Source organism: Nocardia sp. NPDC003999, from assembly GCF_053604885.1.
On sequence record NZ_JBSGIB010000009.1, the window covers coordinates 129,230 to 147,402 of the forward strand.

An 18,173-nucleotide genomic window follows, 5' to 3' on the forward strand; every position below is an offset into this window, starting at 1 on the left:
GTGTCATTCGCGGGAAGCGCCCTGGCCGTGTGACCACGGATTCCGGTAGCCGTCCGGAATCATGCTGTCGAACAGTGCGCGCGCGTCCGCGGGCAGCCGCAGCAATTCGACGTACGAGCCGAGTGATCCCCCGGCGAGGTAGACGAACTCCATGCCGATCTCCGCGACAGCGCAGTGTTGGACGATTTCGGCGCCGCCTGCCAGCGCCTCCGCCAGTGCGGCATCGAAATCGTCTGGAACCCAAGCGATATGGTGCAGACCGGGACCGGACCGCTCGAGCGCTTCGGTGTACAGGTTCGCCCCCGAGACCGGTGCGATCAATTCCAATTGCTGCCCGCCCGCGTAGCCGAGCGAGCTGTCGATCGTGTAGTCGGCCGGCGCACCGCGATAGCTGCATGAGGCCGGGCCGAAACGCATGCGGGGCATGCGAACCCATTTGTCGACTCCGTAGCGTTCGGTGAATTCTTGTTCCGCCGCCTCGATGTCGTGGACGACCCACGCCAACTGGAAGATCGGTCCGGATGCGATGCTCATTCTGGTGCTCCTCAGGTGCTTCAGGGATGGGGTGCTTTCGCCGGAACGGCGCGAGGTGACCGTGCGGTTCAGTAGTCGGCGAGGCGGATGGCGTTGGCCGCGCGCTCGAGCGGCTTGATGATCGGGCGCAGCGCCAGGCCCTTCCACGGCATGTGCCGCAGCATGCGCAGCATGGTGGTCTGGGTCCGGATCGCGCGCTGGTCGGACGCCACCATCTGAGTGGCGTTGTTCCAGCCCAGCGTCAGGTTCCGGGTGACATAGTCCTGCATGGCGCGCTGGTAGCGATCGAAGGCGGCGTCGTGGTCGCCTGCGGCCGCTTTCAGCTCGCCAGCGAGGACATACGCGCCGACCAGTGCCATGCTCGTGCCCTGCCCGGACAGCGGCGAGGGGCAGTAGGCGGCGTCGCCGACCAGTGCGACGCGGCCCGCGGACCACTGGTCGAGATGGATCTGGCTGACCGAGTCGAAATAGAAGTCGGGCGATTCGGGCATGGCGCGTACCAAGTTCGGTGTCTCCCAGCCCGCATCGGCGAAAGCGTCGGCCACCAGCTGCTGCTGCGCGGCGCGGTCGCGCCGGTCCGGCAGTTGTTCCGGGGCCTGGAAGATGAATTGGGCTTTGGCCGTGGAGCGGCGGGTGCTGTACACCTGCACCACTCGCCCCGGAGTCGGATGGACCAATTCCCAATGGTCGAGATCCAAATGGTTCGGCACCGAGATCACGCAGGCCGCCATGCCGGTGTGCCGGGCGAATCGCTCCTCCGGCCCGAACGCGAGGCGGCGCACCGTCGAATGGATGCCGTCGGCGCCGAGCACCAGGTCGAACACTCGCGGCTCGGCGTTGCGGAACCGCACGGTCACGCCGTCGGCGTGCTGCGCCAGGCCTATGATCGAGTCGCCGAACAGGTACTCGACCCCGTCCTTGGTGGCGTCGAAGAGAATATGGGCGAGATCGCCGCGCAGCACCTCGTCGTCGCCGGGCGACCGCAGTCCGATCAGCTCCGGCCCCAGCGTGGCCAGCGCCTTGCCCGAGTCGTCGACCCACGCGCCGCCACGCATCGCCGTCGAGGCCGCGCGGACTTCCGGCAGCAGCCCCATCCGATCGATGACATCCATGGCCACGCCCCGAATGTCGACCTTGTAGCCGCCCTCGCGCAGGGTGGGAGCCTGTTCGACGACGGTGACGGTGAACCCGTGGCGGGTCAGCCAGTAGGCCAGTGCCGGACCGGCGACGCTCGCGCCGGAGATGAGAACGGTTTTGTTGGTGAACTGTCGCGTCGTTGTCATGGGAACAGCGTCGGCCGCGGCGCTCACCACGCGCTCACCATCGGCTCACCGCCGCTCACCGAGCAGGGCCGCCACCTCCTCGATCGACCGCCCGATGCCGCGGTCATAGGCGGCGCGGAACTTCTGTTCGCCGAGTTCGGCACGGCACCGTGCGGCGGTCTCGGCCGCCGCACCGTCACCCGCGGCGGGCATCCCGCGCAGCGAATCGGCAGCGCCGAGCAGCAGCGCGGCCCGCGCCGGATCGCCGATCACCGCGGCGGCCTCCGCCAGACCGGCCACCGCGTCCGCGGCCACCGATCGGGATCGGTCACGGGCCAGCTCGAAGGCCTCGCGGTGCGCCGCCTGCCCGGCTTCGCTGTCGGCTTCGGCGAGCGAGACCCAGCCCAGTCCTATGAGGCTGCGCGCACGGGCCTCGGCCATGCCGAACGAACCGTTGTCGGGCAGGGCGACGGCCGTGCCGTAGTACTCCCTGGCGCCGATGAGGTCGCCCGCCGCACGGCGCAGATCGCCGAGTCCGCGTATCGCGTTGGCGTACATGTCCGTCGCGCCCGCCGCCCGGGCAGATTCGGCGGCACGCTCGTAGGCGGCGCGGGCTCCGTCCGCGTCGTGGCAAGCGTCCCGGCGGGCGAGAAGGTCGCCACGCCGGTTGAGCAGGTCGGCGGCCTCGTCACCCGCGCCCAACTCGGTTTGCAGGGCAACGGCCTCGTCGATCAGGTCCAGCGCGACCGCCCGCTCACCGCGCCAGTCGGCGACAGCGGCGAGTTTGTCCAGGGTGGTGGCGATCGCCCAGCGGTCGCGGGTGGCGCGGAAACCTTCCAGGGCGCAGTGGAATTCGGGTTCGGCCGCCACCGGCTCACCGGACATGAGCAGGTGCAGTCCGGCGCCCAGCCGGAGGAACGCCTGCGACCACGGGTCGGCACCGAAGAGCAGGCGCTGCCGCTGCGGCGGCAGGTCCAGCAACCCGCCGACGGTCGCCAGCAGGAACACCAGATGCGGGCGTTGAAGGGGTTTCTCGACACCGGACAACTCCGTGACCGCGCGGGTGACCGCGACCGGCAGTCCGTTTCCCGCTCGCGCGGCGATCGCCGCGCACAGGCCGTATTTCTCGACGTCGGCCGCCGGATCGAGTGCGGGCAGCAGCTTGCCCGCGAGCTCGACGGCACCGCCCGGATGACCGCGCAGCCACCAGCACCACGCGTGCGCGGCGATGAGACGTTGTGCCAATGGCGGATCGGCGGCCACCGCCCAGCGCAGCGCCACCTGCACGTTGTCGTGTTCGGCGCTCAGTCGTGCCAGCCAGTCCAGCTGGTCCGGGCCGCGCAGTCGCGGATCGGCCCGCTCGGCCAGGGCGGTGAAGAATGCCGCGTGGGCACGCTGCATGCGCTCACGCTCGCTGGAGTCGGTCAAACGTGCCAGACCGTAGGCTCGGATGGTCTCCAGCATCCGGTAGCGGCCGCCGTGCACCTCCACCAGCGATTTGTCGGCCAGGCCGTCGAGCAGTTCGTCGGCATCGTCGAGTTCGCAGACCGAAGCGGCTGTCGCGGCCGACGCGCCGCCCGCGAAGACCGCGAAGCGCCGCGCCATGAGGCGCTCGGCCGGTTCCAGCAGACCCCAGCTCCATTCGACTACCGCCTGCAAGGTCTGATGTCGGGGCTCCGCGGTCCGGTCTCCTCGTGACAGCAGCCGGAACCGGTCGGAGAGGCGTCCGTCGATGTCGTCCACTTCGAGGTTGCGCAGACGGGCGGCGGCGAGTTCCAAAGCCAGCGGCAAGCCGTCCAATCGCGCGCAGACGCGCCGCACGGCCGCGATCGTGCCCGCGTCGACGGTGAATCCGGGCCGCGCCGCGGCCGCGCGGTCGGCGAACAAGCGGACCGCCGCGCAGCCGAGCTGCTCGGACAGCGGCGCTTCGGCGGCCGCGACCGGCAGTTGCCCGATCGACAGGACGGTCTCGCCGGTGATGCGCAGGGCTTCCCTGCTGGTCGCCAGCACCCGAAGGCCCGGGCATTCGCGCAACAACCGGTGGACGAGCCGCGCGGCGTCGAGCACCAGATGCTCACAATTGTCGAGAATGATCAGCAGAGACCGGCCTGCGAGCATCGCGTGGAGCCGGTTTTCCGCGTCTTCGTGCTCACCGGCGGTCGCGCGGCCGCCGAGCGTCGCCGCGATCTCCTGCGCCATCTGCGCGCCGTCCACCAATGGCGACAGATCCACGAAACAGACCTCGCCCTGAGCCCGGGAGCCTGCCTCCAACGCCAGCCGGGTCTTGCCGGTGCCCCCCGGACCGGTCAAGGTGACCAGGCGGGCCCGCGCCAGCAGCGACGCGATCTGCGCCAACTCGTCGTCGCGGCCGACGAAACTGGTGAGCTGGGCAGGTAGGCGGCGCAACGAGGCCGCGGCGACGGTGTCCCCGCGCAGAATCGCGAGGTGGGCTCGGGCCAGCTCGGCCGAAGGATCCGCCCCCAGCTCATCGGCGAGCAGCCGACGGCCCTGCTCGAACAGCTCCAGCGCCTCCGCTTGCCGGTCGGTCCCGGACAACCCGCGCATCAGCAGCGCTCGAGCCCGCTCCCGCAGCGGATGTGCGGCGACGAGTTCGGTCAGCATCGAGACCACCGCTCGATGGTCGCGCAGCGCCAGACCGGCCTCCGCCCGATCCTCCCGCGCTGTCAGCCACGCTTCGGTGAGGCGGGTCACCGCCGTCGCGGCGAACGGCGCATCGCGGACGTCGGCCAGCGCCGCACCCCGCCACAGCCCGGCGGCTTCGTCCAGCAGCACGGCCGCGGAAGCGGGATCCCCGTCGTGCAACGCGATCCGGCCCTCCTCGGCGAGCCGATCGAACCGGTGCGCGTCCACCGTGACCGGGTCGACCGCGAGCCGGTAGCCCGCGGTCGAGGACTCCACCAGCTCGTCGGCGCTCGCCGAACGCAGCGCCCGCCGCAGCCGCGACACCTGGGACTGCAGCGCGTGCCCGGCGTCGCCCGGCGGATCCTCCCCGTAGAGATCGTCGATCAACCGCTCGCGGGAGACGACCCGCCCGGCCTCCGACGCCAACACCGCCAGCAGCGCCCGCACCTGCGGCCCACCCACCGCGACCGGACCCCCATCGGGCCGCCGCACCTCCACCGGACCCAGGATCCCGAACCGCACGATCGTCAGTATGGCCCGGGGATCGATGGGCTGCCGCTTCGGTGGGTTCTCAGCACCGGCTTGTCTGCGCTGCGTCGTGGACGCCGCTGTGGTTCGGTCCGACGGCTTTCGAGACCAGCTATGGCCGCAGCCGCGTTATCGGTCCCATCGCTCGCTCAGGAACTCCTCGTTCCGCGGCGAAGCACCCGCGTCCCGCTCACGGTCCCGCAACCGCGAGCCGCACCGTATGTCGACACGCCATCGACTCCGGTGCTCGGCAGCGGTCGGAGCCAGGTCGTTCAGTCCGCTCGGTGGGCGAGCACAGCGAACATGGTCACCGACAGGTGGTAATCGCCTTTGGCGATGCCCGCGTCCATGGTGGCCAGTAGGTCGCGCCCTTCCTGTTCGGTGATGGCACCGCTGGTGCTCGCGGACGAGATCATTTGCATGTACAGCGGGAGGGCGGTGTCCGGATTCCAGATCACCGCCTCCGAACCCATGTCATCGATGGTGAAACCGGCGGCTGTGAGCAGGCCGCGCAAGCGCCGGCCCGACGCGGGGTTGGGGGTGGTGGTGAGCATCGCCTTCGACAGGCGGGCGAGCACATCGGGGTCGCCGGGATGCGCGATCACGGTGTGCCAGTCGGTGTCGATGAGCAGCACACGGCCGCCCTGTCGCAGGACGCGGGCGATCTCGGCGGTCGCGGCCGCCGGGTCGTCGAGGTGCTGGTAGACCCGCTCGCAACGCACCGCGTCGAAGTAGCCGTCGGAGAACGGCAGCTGATAGGCGGTGGCTTCGACGAAGCGGGCCCGAGAGTCCGCGGTCTCGGCTCGCCCACGAGCTATGGCGAGCATCGCGGGATTCGGGTCGGCTCCCACCGCGTCGCCATCGGGGCCGACTCGCTCGGACAACTCGATCACCTCGGTGCCGGTACCGGAACCTATGTCCAGTACCCGCTCGCCCGGCTCGACGGCCAAGACCTCGTGCCCCCACGCACGCATGCGCCGGATACCGGGCAGCGCCGCTTGCAGGTCGAGCATGCCGACCAGCGTGGCCATCGGGTCGTCGTCGGTGGTGTGGGAAGAGTCAGGGATCGCGTTCACGTGGAACGACGGGATAGGCGACGAGGGATCGCTCGACATGGTCCGACACTAACCCCGCACCGCCGCTCCCCGCAGTGTGCGGACGACCGATCGCAGGCTGGGCATTGGCGATGCTGCCCACCCGGCGTACCGTCGAGTTCGTGAGCAGTGGCGCCGTGTCGGGGGCAGCGGTGAAGGGCTCGGATCCGTGGGCCCGGGTTTTCGCGGCGCTGTACGACCCTCTGCTGTGGATGGGCGAGAGGGCGGGTATGGGCGCTCGCCGACGAGATCTGCTCAGCCGGGCGAGGGGGCGAACTGTCGAGCTGGGCAGCGGTACCGGTCTCAACATGGGGTACTACCCTGACGACCTCGAAGAATTGATCTTGACCGAACCGGAAGCCGCGATGCGTACGCGGCTGGCGCGGAAGCTGCATCGCAGTGGACGACGGGCACGTGTGCTCGACGCATCGGCGGAACAACTGCCGTTCGACGACGAAACCGTGGATACGGTCGTCTCGACGCTCGTGCTGTGTACTGTCGACCACCCCGAACCCGTATTGCGCGAGATCGGGCGTGTGTTGCGCCCCGGCGGCCAGCTGCTGTTCATCGAGCATGTGCGTTCGGAGTCGCCGCGACTCGCCCAGTGGCAAGACCGCCTCGCCGGCCCGTGGCGCCGGTTCGCGGAGGGCTGCCATTGCAACCGTGCCACACTCGAGCTCATCCAGGGGTCCGAACTGAAGCTCGAAGACGTACAGGAAGCGTCGTGGCGGGGAGAGCCCCCGATCATTCGACCGCTGATCTTGGGTGTGGCTACCAAAAACACCTAGGGAGCGTCAGATGACCGAGTCCGGCTCCGCTGAGCTGAAGCGGCGGCATCGCGCGATGTGGGCACTGGGCGACTATCCGTCCGTCGCCACCGAGGTCATCTCTGGATTGGGCAGGCGTCTGGTCGAGGCTTGCCGTATCGGCGCTGGTCAGCACGTGTTGGACATCGCGGCAGGGTCCGGCAACGCCGCGATCCCGGCGGCCGAGACCGGTGCGGAGGTCGTGGCGAGCGACCTCACGCCCGAGCTGTTCGAGGCGGGTCGGCGTCTCGCCGCGGAAAGGGGTGTCGAGCTGCGGTGGCAGCAAGCCGATGCCGAGGCATTGCCCTACGCGGATGCCGACTTCGATGCCGTGATCTCCTGCGTCGGCGTCATGTTCGCGCCGTTCCACCAAGCGGCGGCGGACGAAATGCTCCGCGTGACCAGGCCGGGCGGCACGATCGGGCTGATCAACTGGACGCCGACCGGATTCATCGGGCAGATGTTCGCCACGATGAAACCGTTCGCTCCGCCACCCCCGCCCGGCGCCCAGCCGCCCCCGCTGTGGGGCGACGAGACGCACGTACGGTCGCTGTTGGGCGATCGCGTCACCGATCTGGAGCTGCGGCGCGAAAACGCGGTCATCGACCGCTTCGCCGACGGCGCCGAGTTCCGCGACTTCTTCAAGTCCTGTTACGGCCCGGCGGTCGCGGTGTACAAGGCCATCGCCGCCGAGCCCGACCGCGTCGCACAGTTGGACCGGGAACTCGCGGAACTCGCTGCCCGACATGACCTGGGCGACGGGCGCATGGAGTGGGAGTACCTCCTGGTCACCGCGCGCCGCTCCTGAGCGACGGGGATTGGAACCGGGCGTTCGTGCCACATCGCTCCCCCCTTCCCCGGCGGGTTCGTAGTGTCAGGAAGTCGCGCCGATCGCCAACCCTGCGAGGAGATCGTGCACAAGGCTTGCCGCCTGCTCGTGAGCGCGTTGCCGATCATCGGTCTCGGCGATGGTCAGCGACAGTTCGGTCAGGGCCCCATAGAAGGCACTCGCCAGTAATGCGGCGGGGTAGGGACGGATGAGCGCCGCATCGAGCAGATTCTGCACCGCCTCGACGACCAGGCCGCCGAGATGGCGTTGGTCGAGTTCGCGCCAGCGCTGCCAGCCGAGGCCGATCGGTCCCTGGAGGAGCACGATGTGCCGGTAGTCGGGTTGGGCGCAGACGTCGAGAAACTCCCGCACACCGCGGTCGACCCGGTCGAACGGGTCCGAGGCCGAGTCGATCGCGGTGCGGATGCGTTGCGCCGCTCGAGTCTCCAGATCGTCGACGATCGCCTCGAACAGCCCCTTCTTGCCGTCGAAGTGGTGATACAGCGCGCCGCGAGTAAGGCCGGTGGCGCGAACCAGCTCTTCCGCCGACAGATCCGCGTACTCGCGTTCGGCGAACAGCCGCCCCGCGGTCTCCAGCAGCGCCTGGCGGGTGTTCTCCGCGTACTTCTCGCGAAACGACTCCATGCGGTATGGATATCACATACAGTATGTATGTGAGATGCGTACTGTATGAAGGTGGGTCGTAATGGGCGAATCAGTGGACGTCGTCGTTGTCGGAGCCGGGATAGCGGGTCTGGTAGCCGCCCGCGACCTGGCGCGAAGTGGTGCGGAGGTGCTCGTGCTGGAGGCGCGCGACCGGGTCGGCGGGCGGCTGCTGAACGATGAACTCCCCGGTGGTGCGCCCATCGAGGTGGGTGGTCAATGGGTCGGGCCCGGCCAGCAGCACGTGCTCGCGCTGATCGATGACCTCGGCCTGAAGACCTTCCCCACGTACACCGCGGGCCGTCATATCGCCGAACTCGGCACGGCCCGCTCGGTATACACCGGCCGGATTCCCAAGCTGAACCCGCTGGCACTGGCCGATGTAGCGCAGATCCAGTGGAGGCTCGACCGGGTGGCGCGCCGGGTCGCGGCGGCGGAGCCGTGGCTCGCCGACCGGGCTGGGGTGCTGGACGCGCAAACCTTCGCCACCTGGCTGCGGCGGACCGCCCACACCTCCGCGGGTCGGTCGTTCTTGCAGCTGATCACCGAGGCGGTGTTCTCCGCGGAGCCGGAGGATATGTCGGCACTGTGGGCCGCCTACTACGTCGGCGCCGCCGGTGGGCTGGACGCGTTGATCAATACCGCGGGCGGTGCGCAGCAGGACCGCGTTGTCGGCGGTTCGCAGACCATCGCGTTGGCGCTGGCCCAGGAACTCGGTGACCGTGTCCTCCTGGAAAGCGTGGTGACCGATGTCGAGTGGGACGTCTCGGGTGTCCGGGTCGTCGCGGGCGGCACGACCGTTCGCGCTCGTCGAGCCGTGATCGCGGTTCCGCCGCCACTGGCGGCGCGCATCCGCTTCACCCCCGGCCTGCCCGGCGATCGTGACCAACTCGTGCAGCGCATGCCGATGGGCCGGGTCATCAAAGTCAATGTCGCCTACGACGAGCCCTTCTGGCGCGAAGCGGGTCTGAGCGGCCAAGCCAACAGCGACCATCGGCCCCTGGGCACCGTCTTCGACAACACCCCGCTCGACGGTTCACCCGGCGTGCTCGTCGGCTTCCTCGAGGGACGGCACGCCGACAGAGGCGCGCGCCTCGACCTCACCGATCGTCGTGCACAGGTGATCGACGATCTCGCAGGCTACTTCGGGCCACGGGCCCGCAACCCCATCGCCTACATCGAACGTGACTGGGCCGAAGAGGAATTCAGCCGCGGCTGCTACGGCGCGTTCACCACGCCCGGCACCCTCACCCGCTTCGGTCCGGCCCTGCGCACACCCATCGGCCCGCTGCATTGGGCAGGCACCGAAACCGCTACCCGGTGGGCCGGCTACATGGACGGAGCCGCCGAATCCGGCCACCGCGCCGCCCGCGAAGTCGCTCCCGAGCTCGGCCGCAGTGGGGTGTAGAGGCGGTTCGACCACGACTGCTGGCAGAAGTGGGCGAACGCCCGAATGAGACTCAGTCCGACACGGCCGACCGGACCGAAACCAGCCCAATCTCAGCGCAGACGTCGTCTTGTTCAGGTGCGCTCCCACTGACCGCAATCGCACCGACCACGACATCGCCACGTCGGATCAGTCGAGAACCTGCACCCGCGATGATGGGTGTGCCCGCAACCTGATCCAGCTGTGCGAACAGTGCGGGCCATGCCTGCTGCAATCGCACCAACTCACCGCCGTCGCGGTGGAACAGCGCAACACTGGATGCTTTCGCTGGGGCGATTCGAGCCGACAACGGCGGCGCGCCGTCCATCCGATCGACAACCAGCACGTGTCCACCGCCGTCAACGATGGCGACCGTGATTCGGGCACCGAGCCCTGCGGCATGCTCGCGTACGCAGGCGCTGACCGCTCGCGCTTGTTCCGAAGTGAGTGACATCGCTCCACCTTCAAATCTCTTGGATCAACCAAGCTTGGACGTCCCAAGGATAACCATATTCATGGGTCGGACCAAGAGTTTGACTAGACTTTCGTGCATGGAGCTGGAGGAAACGCCCACGCGCCTGCGCAGCAAACCGACCTGGCTGATCAGCAAGGCGGCCGTGCGGGCGCATCGGCTCATCGGCGAAGCGATGGCCGCATCCGGCGGCCGTGCCTATCACTTCGCGATCCTCGCCACGCTGGACGAATTCGGCCCCGACAGTCAGGCGCGGATCGGCCAACGGTGCGGAATCGACCAGAGCGATATGCACACCATGCTCAAGGAATTGATAGAGCAGGGGCACGTCGCGCGCACCTCGGACCCCAACGATCGACGCCGCAATCTGATCGCCTTGACGCGCTCTGGCCGACAACGACTGACGGAACTGGACGCGACACTCTCGGGCGTTCAACGCGATCTTCTCAACGCCTTGTCGACTACCGAGAGGGACAATCTCGCAGCGCTACTCGTTCGGGTTCTCGAGTAGATCGTCATCGAGGACGCACCAACGCACTCCCGTAGCCGCGTTCCGCGCGTCCGGGCAGTGCCTGTCGGTCGGTGAGCAGCGCGGGAACCGGGTTCTACTCTGGGCTCGCGACAGTTGTCCCATGATCGGCAACGAGGTGGTCACTCGGGGGTGGCAATCAACACGAATGATTCTCCACAGCAAGGTGTTCCGGGCACCAGCCCAGCTAACGCCAGTTTCCGTTCAACTGGACCCCACGTGGGTGCCTGGGGTGCTCGACGTGCACCGACTGCGCCGGAACCTGCTATTGCGGCGCCGCCGAAGACGAGGACCCGCCCGTCCACCTCCTGGATCTCGCCAGCTGATCCGATCAGCTCGACCGCGTCGTCGGGTGCTCGCAGTCCGCACCGACGGGCGGTGTGTAGACGACGTGACCACACCGGATGCACCAGTGGAGGCGGTGCAGACCGCCAGCCTGAAGCTGGCCAACGACCCGACGAGCATCTGTCTCGGGCCGAACTGATGCCCGCGATGCGGGCAGCTGCGAGGCCACGGCTCGGCCCACTTTCCGTTGCGCAGCCGGTAGAGGCGGCCGGGCTCGACGATCCGGCCGTCACTGAGCCGGTACACCACGCGCGGGTTGTCGAACACACTTTCGATCACGTCGCGTACTGGTCGGCGATGGTGCAGGCCGTGCTCGAGGCGCCCGGCCGCTACCCGTTCAGCGTCCGCACCGCGACGCTCGTAGCGGCGGATCCCGCGTCGGAGGCGTAGGGCGTCAGCTCTACCTTCTGCCGTCGATGCGTTCGAGCGCCGCGGCGAGCAGTGGCAGGGTGCCTTCGGCCAGCCGGTACTCCACGATCGTGGGGTTCTGCGGGTCATCGGCGCTGCGTGACTCGATCACGCGTGGTGGCGGGAGCTCGTCGGTCGTGTCGTGCATGGCCCGCCGCATCGTCGTGCGCATGCCGCCCAAGGCAGTGACGCCCAGGGGAAACAACCAGTGGACCACGGGGCCGGTAGCTGCGGGTGCGCGCGTGGCGGGCGGTCACCCGGGCTGCCGGTGCCGCACGGGGCCGGGAGGTTGGTTCGTGGTGACGGTCAGCGGTTGAGGTAGGCGGCCAGGCCACCGAGTTCCTCGTTGGCGATGAACACCGAACGGACGTTGATGATGGCCTCTTCGACGTGGGTGGTGCAGCCCCAGGCCGAGTCGCCCCACGAATCGGCGATCTTCAGCTCGGCCGGCGCGGTGCAGCCGGCGGTGCCGCCGAGTTGGCAGTGCTCAGGGTGCGGCGTGGTGGCCTGTACGGCGGCCGCGGCTCGTATCTGGGCGGCGAGTTCGGCGGCGGCAGCGGCGCGTTGCTCGGCATCGTCGCGCAACTGGCGTTCGGCGCGTACCGCCTTGATGGTGGCCAGGCGCAGCTCCAGGTGCTGCGCGACCTGGTCGGCGAGATAGCCGAGCACGGTCGCCTGCACCTCGCTCAACTCCCGAGGCATGGCGTCGATCGCGGTAACGGTGCCGAGGTGGTGCCCGTCGGCGGTGACGATCGGGGCGGCGGCGTAGAACCGCAGCCCCAGCTCACCACGTACCAACGGATGATCGAGGGTGCGCGGATCGGTGACCGCGTCGTTGACCACGTACGGGCCCTCGGCGCAGAACGCCGACGCGCACAGTCCCGGTTCCGTGCCGACCTGCGCGACACCATCCAGTCCCTTGACCGCGGCGAACCAGACCCGATCGGCGTCGACGATGCTGACCGTGGCGATCGGGGTGCCGCACACCGCTGCGGCGGTCGCCGCGATGGTGTCGAACTGGCCGTCGGTCGGAGCGTCGAGGATCTCGTAACGGCGTACCGCAGCTAGCCGGGCGGGGTCGGTGAGGGCGGTTCTGTCGGCGGTGATCGACACGGTGTGGTGCTCGCTTCCCATGAGGGTGTTCAGGCCTGGGTAGCGTACGTGGTTGCTGCGGTCATGCCGCACCCGCTGTGGCTGCCGTGATGATGGCGCGGTCCGAGCCGCGCGAGCAGATAGACACCCGAGAGCCGTACGTCAATCTTGTCGGAGGAGAGTTGTTCAGCCGCCAGCCGAAAGCGATCGGTGACCGCCGTCTGCTGCGATAAGGAGTACTGGTTGTTCGTCGCGCCGAGCGTCGCCACTGTCGTTGCCATGGCCGCTACTTTCGTCCAGCCCGACCAATGGAACACCCTGCCCCACCGCGAAGACTGACCCGGTGCGGGCGGATCGTTCTCCGGCGGGGCGGGCGGGTCTGGCGGAATCGGCGTGCCCCCCGTGCTCATTCGTCATCGCTCTGAAGTGTTTGTCTCACTACAGCAGTCGGGACACTCGCCGACGGCACCGCATCGGCAAGAACGCTAGGCCCGTCAACGCTGCTTCCGAGCGACATTCGGTGCGCGCATAGGCGCATACTTCGGGGGCTTTGCCGCGCGGGTTACCCGGCCGCAGATGTAGTCCGATGTAGATCTGGCCGGTGCCCCACATAGTGTGAGTGGGGCAAACGCACCAAACGTAGTTTGCGGCTTCTACCTGGCATTCGATCTGTGGGCGCAGAGGGGATCGAACCCCCGACCGCTGGTGTGTAAAACCAGAGCTCTACCGCTGAGCTATACGCCCGTGCCGTTACCGGCGGCTTATGAATCTAGCGCGGTGAGCGCTTTCTCCCAAGCCGCCTGGTCACGGGGTTCTCCGGGGCCGTTCATCTCGGCGAAGCGGATGTAGCCCTCGCGGTCGACGACGAAGGTGCCTCGGTTCGGGTAGCCCGATTTCTCGTTGAAGACGCCGTAGGCCTGGGCCACCGCGCCGTGCGGCCAGAAGTCCGACAGCAGGGGGAAGATGTAGCCCTGCTCGGCGGCCCAGATCTTGTGCGTTGGCGGCGGGCCGACCGAGATCGCGAGGATTTCCGCGTTGTCGTTCTGGAACTTGGGCAGCTCGTCGCGCACCTTGCACAGCTCACCCTGGCAGATGCCGGTGAAGGCGAGCGGGTAGAACACGATCAGGACGTTCTTCTTGCCCCGGTAAGCCGACAGGGTGACTTCCTGGTTGTTCTGGTCCTTCAGCGTGAAATCCGGCGCGACAGTGCCAACCTCTAGCGGCATAGCGAATCCTCCATCGTGTCGGGTCTCCACCGGGTGGGCGTGCGACACCACCCTGGTGGAAACCATAGCGCGGTGGCTCAACGCTGCTTCGAGGGCGCCTTGGGCTGCACGAGTCTGCTTCCGGTCCACGAGCCGAGGCTGATCGCCGAGGTCTGGGTCAGACCTGCGGTCGGTGCGGATTCGGCGATTTCGCTCGGCTCGACATGGCCGGGTTGTCCAGTCTTGGGGGTCAGTACCCAGACGAAACCGTCGTCGGCGAGCGGGGCGATGGCGTCCATCAGGGCGTCGACCAGATCACCGTCCCCATCCCGCCACCACAGCAGCACGACGTCGATCACCTCGTCGGAGTCCTCGTCGACGAGTTCACCGCCGATCGCTTCCTCGACATCGGCCCTCAGGTCGTCGTCGACGTCCTCGTCCCAGCCCAATTCCTGGACAACCAAGCCGTGTGAGATGCCAAGCTTCTGAGCGTAGTTCTGCGCGTCCGCCGCGGCGACCACGGTGGCGTCCTCCTCAACTCCCGACAGTAGGTAGTTGCAAGCGAACATGGTTATGGGCTTCAGCGCAAGCCGATCCGGCGAAATAGCTACCGAATGTCGCGTTGCGATGGTGTGTCAAGGGCTTTCTCAGCGCTTCGGACACGAGTCGCGGACGGCGTTGCGCGCGTCGTTGACGCGCTTGCTGGCGTCGTTGAGCGCCGCGACCGGGGCGGTGTAGGTCATCTTGCGCGTCTCGGCGGCCAGTGCGCGGGCGGCGTTCACGTATTCGGTGAACAGCGGCACCAGGTCCGCGGGTAGCGACTCCTTGGCGGAGTTCACGCCGCTTTCCACCTTGTTCGCGGCGTCCTCGAGAGTCTGCGCCGCCGAGTCGCGCTTGGCGACGTAGTCCGGTGCGTTCGCATCGTGCGCGTCGACGAAATCGTTGTACTTGCTGACGCCCGCTCCGGTGATGGTGGGGAACTGACCGCAGTTGTCGGAGATGGCCTTGGCCTGCGCGGCGGCGCGCCTGGATGAGGTCGCCGCCGCCGACGAGGACGCTGCCTCGGTCTTGTATGCCGCCAGATCGCTCGCGTTCGGACCCGCCACGCCTTCCACGCGGTTGGCGCACCCCGCGACGACCAATCCGACGGCGACCGCGCCGGTGGCGCACACCATTCCGAACCCGCGTGGGTTCAGCAGCTTCATCGTCCTCCCGCTCCTCAGGGCTGCCACGCTCGACATGCTCACCTTGCCTGTCGAACGGTACTGGATTTCCGGCTGACATGATGATTTGGGACGCGTCATCGGCAAGGATGGATGGTGCGCCCGAACCTTTCGTGAACGGGGGGTCCGCCAACCAGCGAACCCGCCCGGGGATACCGACGCCATCAGCATGTCCACCCCTGTACGAGGAGCAGATTTGACCGACCTGATCCACTCTTCCGCACCGGCGAAATCCGCTGGTACCAGCTCCGCTCCCGCGCCCGCCGCGAGCCGCGATCCGAACGGGTCGCACGCGCCGCAGCCGGCCGGACGGGTGCGGGTGATCCGCGAAGGGGTGGCGTCCTACCTACCGGACATCGACCCGGAGGAAACCAGCGAATGGCTCGAGTCGTTCGATGAGATGCTCGACCGGGAGGGTCCCGGCCGTGCGCGTTACCTCATGCTCCGTCTGTTGGAGCGGGCCGGTGAACGTCGGGTCGCCATCCCGTCCTTGACCTCCACCGACTACGTCAACACCATTCCCACCGAGAACGAGCCGTGGTTCCCCGGCGACGAGGAGGTGGAGCGCCGCTTCCGCGCGTGGATCCGCTGGAACGCCGCGATCATGGTGCATCGCGCCCAGCGCCCCGGCATCGGCGTCGGCGGCCACATCTCGACCTACGCGTCCTCGGCGGCGCTCTACGAAGTCGGCTTCAACCACTTCTTCCGCGGCAAGGACCATCAGGGCGGCGGCGACTCGATCTTCATCCAGGGCCACGCCTCGCCGGGCATCTACGCCCGCGCGTTCCTCGAGGGCAGGCTGTCGACCGATCAGCTCGACGGGTTCCGTCAGGAGTACAGCAACGGCGGCCCCGGCCACGGGCTGCCGTCCTACCCGCACCCGCGCCTGCTGAACAACTTCTGGGAGTTCCCCACGGTGTCCATGGGCCTGGGCCCGATGAACGCCATCTACCAGGCGCGCTTCAATCACTACCTGCACGATCGCGGTATCAAGGACACCTCCGACCAGCACGTGTGGGCGTTCCTCGGCGACGGCGAGATGGACGAGCCGGAGTCGCGCGGTCTCGCGCACGTCGCTGCCATGGAGGGTCTGGACAACCTGACCTTCGTGGTCAACTGCAATCTGCAGCGCCTGGACGGCCCGGTGCGCGGCAACGGCAAGATCATCCAGGAGCTGGAGTCGTTCTTCCGCGGCGCGGGCTGGAACGTCATCAAGGTGATCTGGGGGCGGGAGTGGGACGCGCTGCTCGGCGCCGACCGCGACGGTGCGCTGGTGAACCTGATGAACAGCACCCCCGACGGTGACTACCAGACCTACAAGGCCAACGACGGCGCGTACGTCCGCGACCACTTCTTCGGGCGTGACCCGCGCACGAAGGCGCTGGTGCAGGACTTGTCCGACCAGGAGATCTGGAACCTCAAGCGCGGCGGCCACGACTACCGCAAGGTGTACGCCGCCTACGCGGCGGCGATGGCGCACAAGGGCCAGCCGACGGTGATCCTGGCCAAGACCATCAAGGGCTACACCCTCGGCAAGCACTTCGAGGGCCGCAACGCCACGCACCAGATGAAGAAGCTGACCCTGCAGGATCTCAAGGACTTCCGCGACCTGCAGCGGATCCCGATCAGCGACGCCGAGTTGGAGAAGGATCCGTACCTGCCGCCGTACTACCACCCCGGTATGGAGGCCCGCGAGGTCCAGTACATGCTCGACCGGCGCAAGGCGCTCGGCGGGTTCCTGCCCGAGCGGCGCGCCGCGGCCAAGCCGCTGAAGCTGCCCGGCGACGAGGCCTACCGCTCGGTCCGCAAGGGTTCGGGCAAGCAGAACGTCGCCACCACGATGGCCCTGGTGCGGCTGATGAAGGAGCTGCTGCGGGACAAGGAGATCGGCAAGCGGATCGTCCCGATCATCCCCGACGAGGCCCGCACCTTCGGTATGGACTCGTGGTTCCCTTCGTTGAAGATCTACAACCGCAATGGGCAGTTGTACACATCCGTCGACGCGGAATTGATGCTTGCCTACAAAGAGAGCACCGTCGGGCAGATCCTGCACGAGGGCATCAACGAGGCGGGGTCGACGGCGTCGTTCACCGCGGCGGGCACCTCGTACGCCACGCACGGCGAGCCGATGATCCCGCTGTACATCTTCTACTCGATGTTCGGCTTCCAGCGCACCGGCGACGGACTGTGGGCGGCCGCCGACCAGCTCGCGCGCGGGTTCGTGCTCGGCGCGACCGCAGGACGCACCACGCTGACCGGTGAGGGCCTCCAGCACAACGACGGGCACTCGCTGCTGCTGGCCTCGACCAACCCGGCCGTGGTGACCTACGACCCGGCGTTCGCGTTCGAGATCGCCCACATCGTGCGCGACGGCCTGCGCCGCATGTACGGCGGCGGCACCCCGCCGCAGGGCTCCGCGCCGCTGCCCGGCACCCATCCGCACGGCAGCCCCACCGAGTTCGGCGGTGAGGACGTCTTCTACTACATCACCCTCTACAACGAGCCGTACCCGCAGCCTGCCGAGCCGGAGGACCTCGACGTCGCGGGGCTGCTCAAGGGCATCTACCTGTACAAGCGCGGGGGTGAGGGCGCGGTGCGCGCCCAGATCCTGGTCTCCGGCGTCACCGTGCCGGACGGCCTGCGCGCGCAGGCGCTGCTCGCGCAGGAGTGGGGCGTGCAGGCGGACGTGTGGTCGGTCACCTCGTGGGGCGAACTCCGTAAGGAGGCGCTCGACAAGGAGATCGCCGCGCTGCGCGACCCGGGCGCCGAGCCCGGGGTTCCGTACGTCACCGAGGCGCTGTCGCGGGTCGACGGCCCGTACGTGGCCGCGACCGACTGGATGCGCGCGGTGCCCGACCAGGTCCGCAAGTGGGTGCCCGGCGACTTCACCACGCTCGGCACGGACGGTTTCGGCTTCTCCGACACCCGCCCGGCCGCGCGGCGGGTGTTCAACGTCGACGCGCAGTCCATCGTGGTCGCCGCGCTGGCCGGACTCGGCCGGATCGGCAAGCTCGACCCGGCCAAGGCCGCGGAGGCGGCGGCGAAATACGGCATCGCCGACGTGGACGCCGCGCCGAAGGCGGCGGTGAGTTCGGACGAAGACCTCGCATAGCG

Annotated in this window: 18 protein-coding genes and 1 tRNA gene; 6 read left to right on the forward strand and 13 right to left on the reverse strand. The window is 68.3% G+C overall.

Features of this window, described 5'->3' with window-relative positions; all coding sequences use genetic code 11:
- Positions 1-3: 3 nt before the first annotated feature.
- From ACWESM_RS19585 to ACWESM_RS19600, 4 genes are all read right to left on the reverse strand, one after another.
- Complete coding sequence (locus ACWESM_RS19585) at positions 4-534, reverse strand: VOC family protein (protein WP_452492980.1); 531 nt, start codon at positions 532-534, stop codon at positions 4-6.
- Positions 535-602: 68 nt separating this feature from the next.
- The gene (locus ACWESM_RS19590; RefSeq protein WP_397280701.1) at positions 603-1,817 is read right to left on the reverse strand and encodes an FAD-dependent monooxygenase; all 1,215 of its coding nucleotides are present in this window, start codon (positions 1,815-1,817) and stop codon (positions 603-605) included.
- Positions 1,818-1,862: 45 nt separating this feature from the next.
- The gene (locus ACWESM_RS19595) at positions 1,863-4,961 is read right to left on the reverse strand and encodes a BTAD domain-containing putative transcriptional regulator (RefSeq protein WP_452492982.1); all 3,099 of its coding nucleotides are present in this window, start codon (positions 4,959-4,961) and stop codon (positions 1,863-1,865) included.
- Between the two features lie 278 nt (positions 4,962-5,239).
- On the reverse strand, positions 5,240-6,082 hold the full coding sequence (locus ACWESM_RS19600) for a methyltransferase domain-containing protein (RefSeq protein WP_397280705.1): 843 nt from the start codon (positions 6,080-6,082) through the stop codon (positions 5,240-5,242).
- 209 nt (positions 6,083-6,291) lie between these two features.
- Between ACWESM_RS19600 and ACWESM_RS19605 the strand changes: the two genes are divergently transcribed.
- Positions 6,292-6,849 (forward strand): class I SAM-dependent methyltransferase, encoded by a 558-nt coding sequence (locus ACWESM_RS19605; protein ID WP_452493078.1) that lies wholly within the window; start codon positions 6,292-6,294, stop codon positions 6,847-6,849.
- 10 nt (positions 6,850-6,859) lie between these two features.
- Complete coding sequence (locus tag ACWESM_RS19610) at positions 6,860-7,675, forward strand: class I SAM-dependent methyltransferase (protein ID WP_397280707.1); 816 nt, start codon at positions 6,860-6,862, stop codon at positions 7,673-7,675.
- A 66-nt stretch (positions 7,676-7,741) separates the two neighbouring features.
- Here ACWESM_RS19610 and ACWESM_RS19615 read toward each other — a convergent pair whose 3' ends face one another.
- Entirely contained in the window at positions 7,742-8,341 is a 600-nt protein-coding gene (locus tag ACWESM_RS19615) for a TetR/AcrR family transcriptional regulator (protein WP_356965025.1), read from the reverse strand.
- A 61-nt stretch (positions 8,342-8,402) separates the two neighbouring features.
- Between ACWESM_RS19615 and ACWESM_RS19620 the strand changes: the two genes are divergently transcribed.
- The gene (locus ACWESM_RS19620) at positions 8,403-9,767 is read left to right on the forward strand and encodes a flavin monoamine oxidase family protein (RefSeq protein WP_452492985.1); all 1,365 of its coding nucleotides are present in this window, start codon (positions 8,403-8,405) and stop codon (positions 9,765-9,767) included.
- A gap of 52 nt (positions 9,768-9,819) precedes the next feature.
- Here ACWESM_RS19620 and ACWESM_RS19625 read toward each other — a convergent pair whose 3' ends face one another.
- Positions 9,820-10,239, reverse strand: a complete 420-nt coding sequence (locus ACWESM_RS19625) for a GlcG/HbpS family heme-binding protein (RefSeq protein ID WP_364427650.1) — start codon at positions 10,237-10,239, stop codon at positions 9,820-9,822.
- Between the two features lie 97 nt (positions 10,240-10,336).
- Between ACWESM_RS19625 and ACWESM_RS19630 the strand changes: the two genes are divergently transcribed.
- On the forward strand, positions 10,337-10,768 hold the full coding sequence (locus ACWESM_RS19630) for a MarR family winged helix-turn-helix transcriptional regulator (RefSeq protein ID WP_452492987.1): 432 nt from the start codon (positions 10,337-10,339) through the stop codon (positions 10,766-10,768).
- Positions 10,769-11,278: 510 nt separating this feature from the next.
- Complete coding sequence (locus ACWESM_RS19635; protein WP_397280713.1) at positions 11,279-11,521, forward strand: hypothetical protein; 243 nt, start codon at positions 11,279-11,281, stop codon at positions 11,519-11,521.
- Positions 11,522-11,531: 10 nt separating this feature from the next.
- On the opposite strand, the gene ACWESM_RS19640 is transcribed toward ACWESM_RS19635, so the two are convergent.
- From ACWESM_RS19640 to ACWESM_RS19670, 7 genes are all read right to left on the reverse strand, one after another.
- The gene (locus ACWESM_RS19640; RefSeq protein WP_397280715.1) at positions 11,532-11,687 is read right to left on the reverse strand and encodes a hypothetical protein; all 156 of its coding nucleotides are present in this window, start codon (positions 11,685-11,687) and stop codon (positions 11,532-11,534) included.
- A 158-nt stretch (positions 11,688-11,845) separates the two neighbouring features.
- A complete protein-coding gene (locus ACWESM_RS19645) occupies positions 11,846-12,673 on the reverse strand; it encodes a GAF domain-containing protein (protein ID WP_364427662.1) in 828 nt (275 codons plus the stop codon).
- 8 nt (positions 12,674-12,681) lie between these two features.
- Positions 12,682-12,912: a hypothetical protein gene (locus tag ACWESM_RS19650; protein WP_397281514.1), complete on the reverse strand. Its 231-nt coding sequence runs from the start codon at positions 12,910-12,912 to the stop codon at positions 12,682-12,684.
- Positions 12,913-13,303: 391 nt separating this feature from the next.
- A tRNA-Val gene (locus ACWESM_RS19655) sits at positions 13,304-13,375 on the reverse strand.
- 17 nt (positions 13,376-13,392) lie between these two features.
- Complete coding sequence (locus ACWESM_RS19660) at positions 13,393-13,857, reverse strand: peroxiredoxin (protein ID WP_452492990.1); 465 nt, start codon at positions 13,855-13,857, stop codon at positions 13,393-13,395.
- A 77-nt stretch (positions 13,858-13,934) separates the two neighbouring features.
- Complete coding sequence (locus tag ACWESM_RS19665) at positions 13,935-14,357, reverse strand: DUF3052 domain-containing protein (RefSeq protein ID WP_355072984.1); 423 nt, start codon at positions 14,355-14,357, stop codon at positions 13,935-13,937.
- 126 nt (positions 14,358-14,483) lie between these two features.
- Positions 14,484-15,041, reverse strand: coding sequence for a hypothetical protein (locus tag ACWESM_RS19670; RefSeq protein WP_364427669.1), 558 nt, complete (start codon positions 15,039-15,041; stop codon positions 14,484-14,486).
- Between the two features lie 214 nt (positions 15,042-15,255).
- On the opposite strand from ACWESM_RS19670, the gene aceE reads away from it, so the two are divergent.
- The gene (gene aceE / locus ACWESM_RS19675) at positions 15,256-18,171 is read left to right on the forward strand and encodes a pyruvate dehydrogenase (acetyl-transferring), homodimeric type (protein ID WP_397281517.1); all 2,916 of its coding nucleotides are present in this window, start codon (positions 15,256-15,258) and stop codon (positions 18,169-18,171) included.
- The last annotated feature ends 2 nt before the right edge of the window (positions 18,172-18,173 follow it).

What these genes read in the sequence shown, in the direction of transcription:
- ACWESM_RS19630 (WP_452492987.1), top strand. Translation starts at nt 10,337, where the DNA reads ATGGAGCTGGAGGAAACGCCCACGCGCCTGCGCAGCAAACCGACCTGG.
- ACWESM_RS19670 (WP_364427669.1), bottom strand. Translation starts at nt 15,041, where the DNA reads ATGAAGCTGCTGAACCCACGCGGGTTCGGAATGGTGTGCGCCACCGGC.
- ACWESM_RS19645 (WP_364427662.1), bottom strand. Translation starts at nt 12,673, where the DNA reads ATGGGAAGCGAGCACCACACCGTGTCGATCACCGCCGACAGAACCGCC.
- ACWESM_RS19650 (WP_397281514.1), bottom strand. Translation starts at nt 12,912, where the DNA reads ATGGCAACGACAGTGGCGACGCTCGGCGCGACGAACAACCAGTACTCC.
- ACWESM_RS19615 (WP_356965025.1), bottom strand. Translation starts at nt 8,341, where the DNA reads ATGGAGTCGTTTCGCGAGAAGTACGCGGAGAACACCCGCCAGGCGCTG.
- ACWESM_RS19610 (WP_397280707.1), top strand. Translation starts at nt 6,860, where the DNA reads ATGACCGAGTCCGGCTCCGCTGAGCTGAAGCGGCGGCATCGCGCGATG.
- ACWESM_RS19605 (WP_452493078.1), top strand. Translation starts at nt 6,292, where the DNA reads ATGGGCGCTCGCCGACGAGATCTGCTCAGCCGGGCGAGGGGGCGAACT.
- ACWESM_RS19660 (WP_452492990.1), bottom strand. Translation starts at nt 13,857, where the DNA reads ATGCCGCTAGAGGTTGGCACTGTCGCGCCGGATTTCACGCTGAAGGAC.
- ACWESM_RS19590 (WP_397280701.1), bottom strand. Translation starts at nt 1,817, where the DNA reads ATGACAACGACGCGACAGTTCACCAACAAAACCGTTCTCATCTCCGGC.
- ACWESM_RS19600 (WP_397280705.1), bottom strand. Translation starts at nt 6,082, where the DNA reads ATGTCGAGCGATCCCTCGTCGCCTATCCCGTCGTTCCACGTGAACGCG.
- ACWESM_RS19620 (WP_452492985.1), top strand. Translation starts at nt 8,403, where the DNA reads ATGGGCGAATCAGTGGACGTCGTCGTTGTCGGAGCCGGGATAGCGGGT.
- ACWESM_RS19640 (WP_397280715.1), bottom strand. Translation starts at nt 11,687, where the DNA reads ATGCACGACACGACCGACGAGCTCCCGCCACCACGCGTGATCGAGTCA.
- ACWESM_RS19585 (WP_452492980.1), bottom strand. Translation starts at nt 534, where the DNA reads ATGAGCATCGCATCCGGACCGATCTTCCAGTTGGCGTGGGTCGTCCAC.
- ACWESM_RS19625 (WP_364427650.1), bottom strand. Translation starts at nt 10,239, where the DNA reads ATGTCACTCACTTCGGAACAAGCGCGAGCGGTCAGCGCCTGCGTACGC.
- ACWESM_RS19635 (WP_397280713.1), top strand. Translation starts at nt 11,279, where the DNA reads ATGCGGGCAGCTGCGAGGCCACGGCTCGGCCCACTTTCCGTTGCGCAG.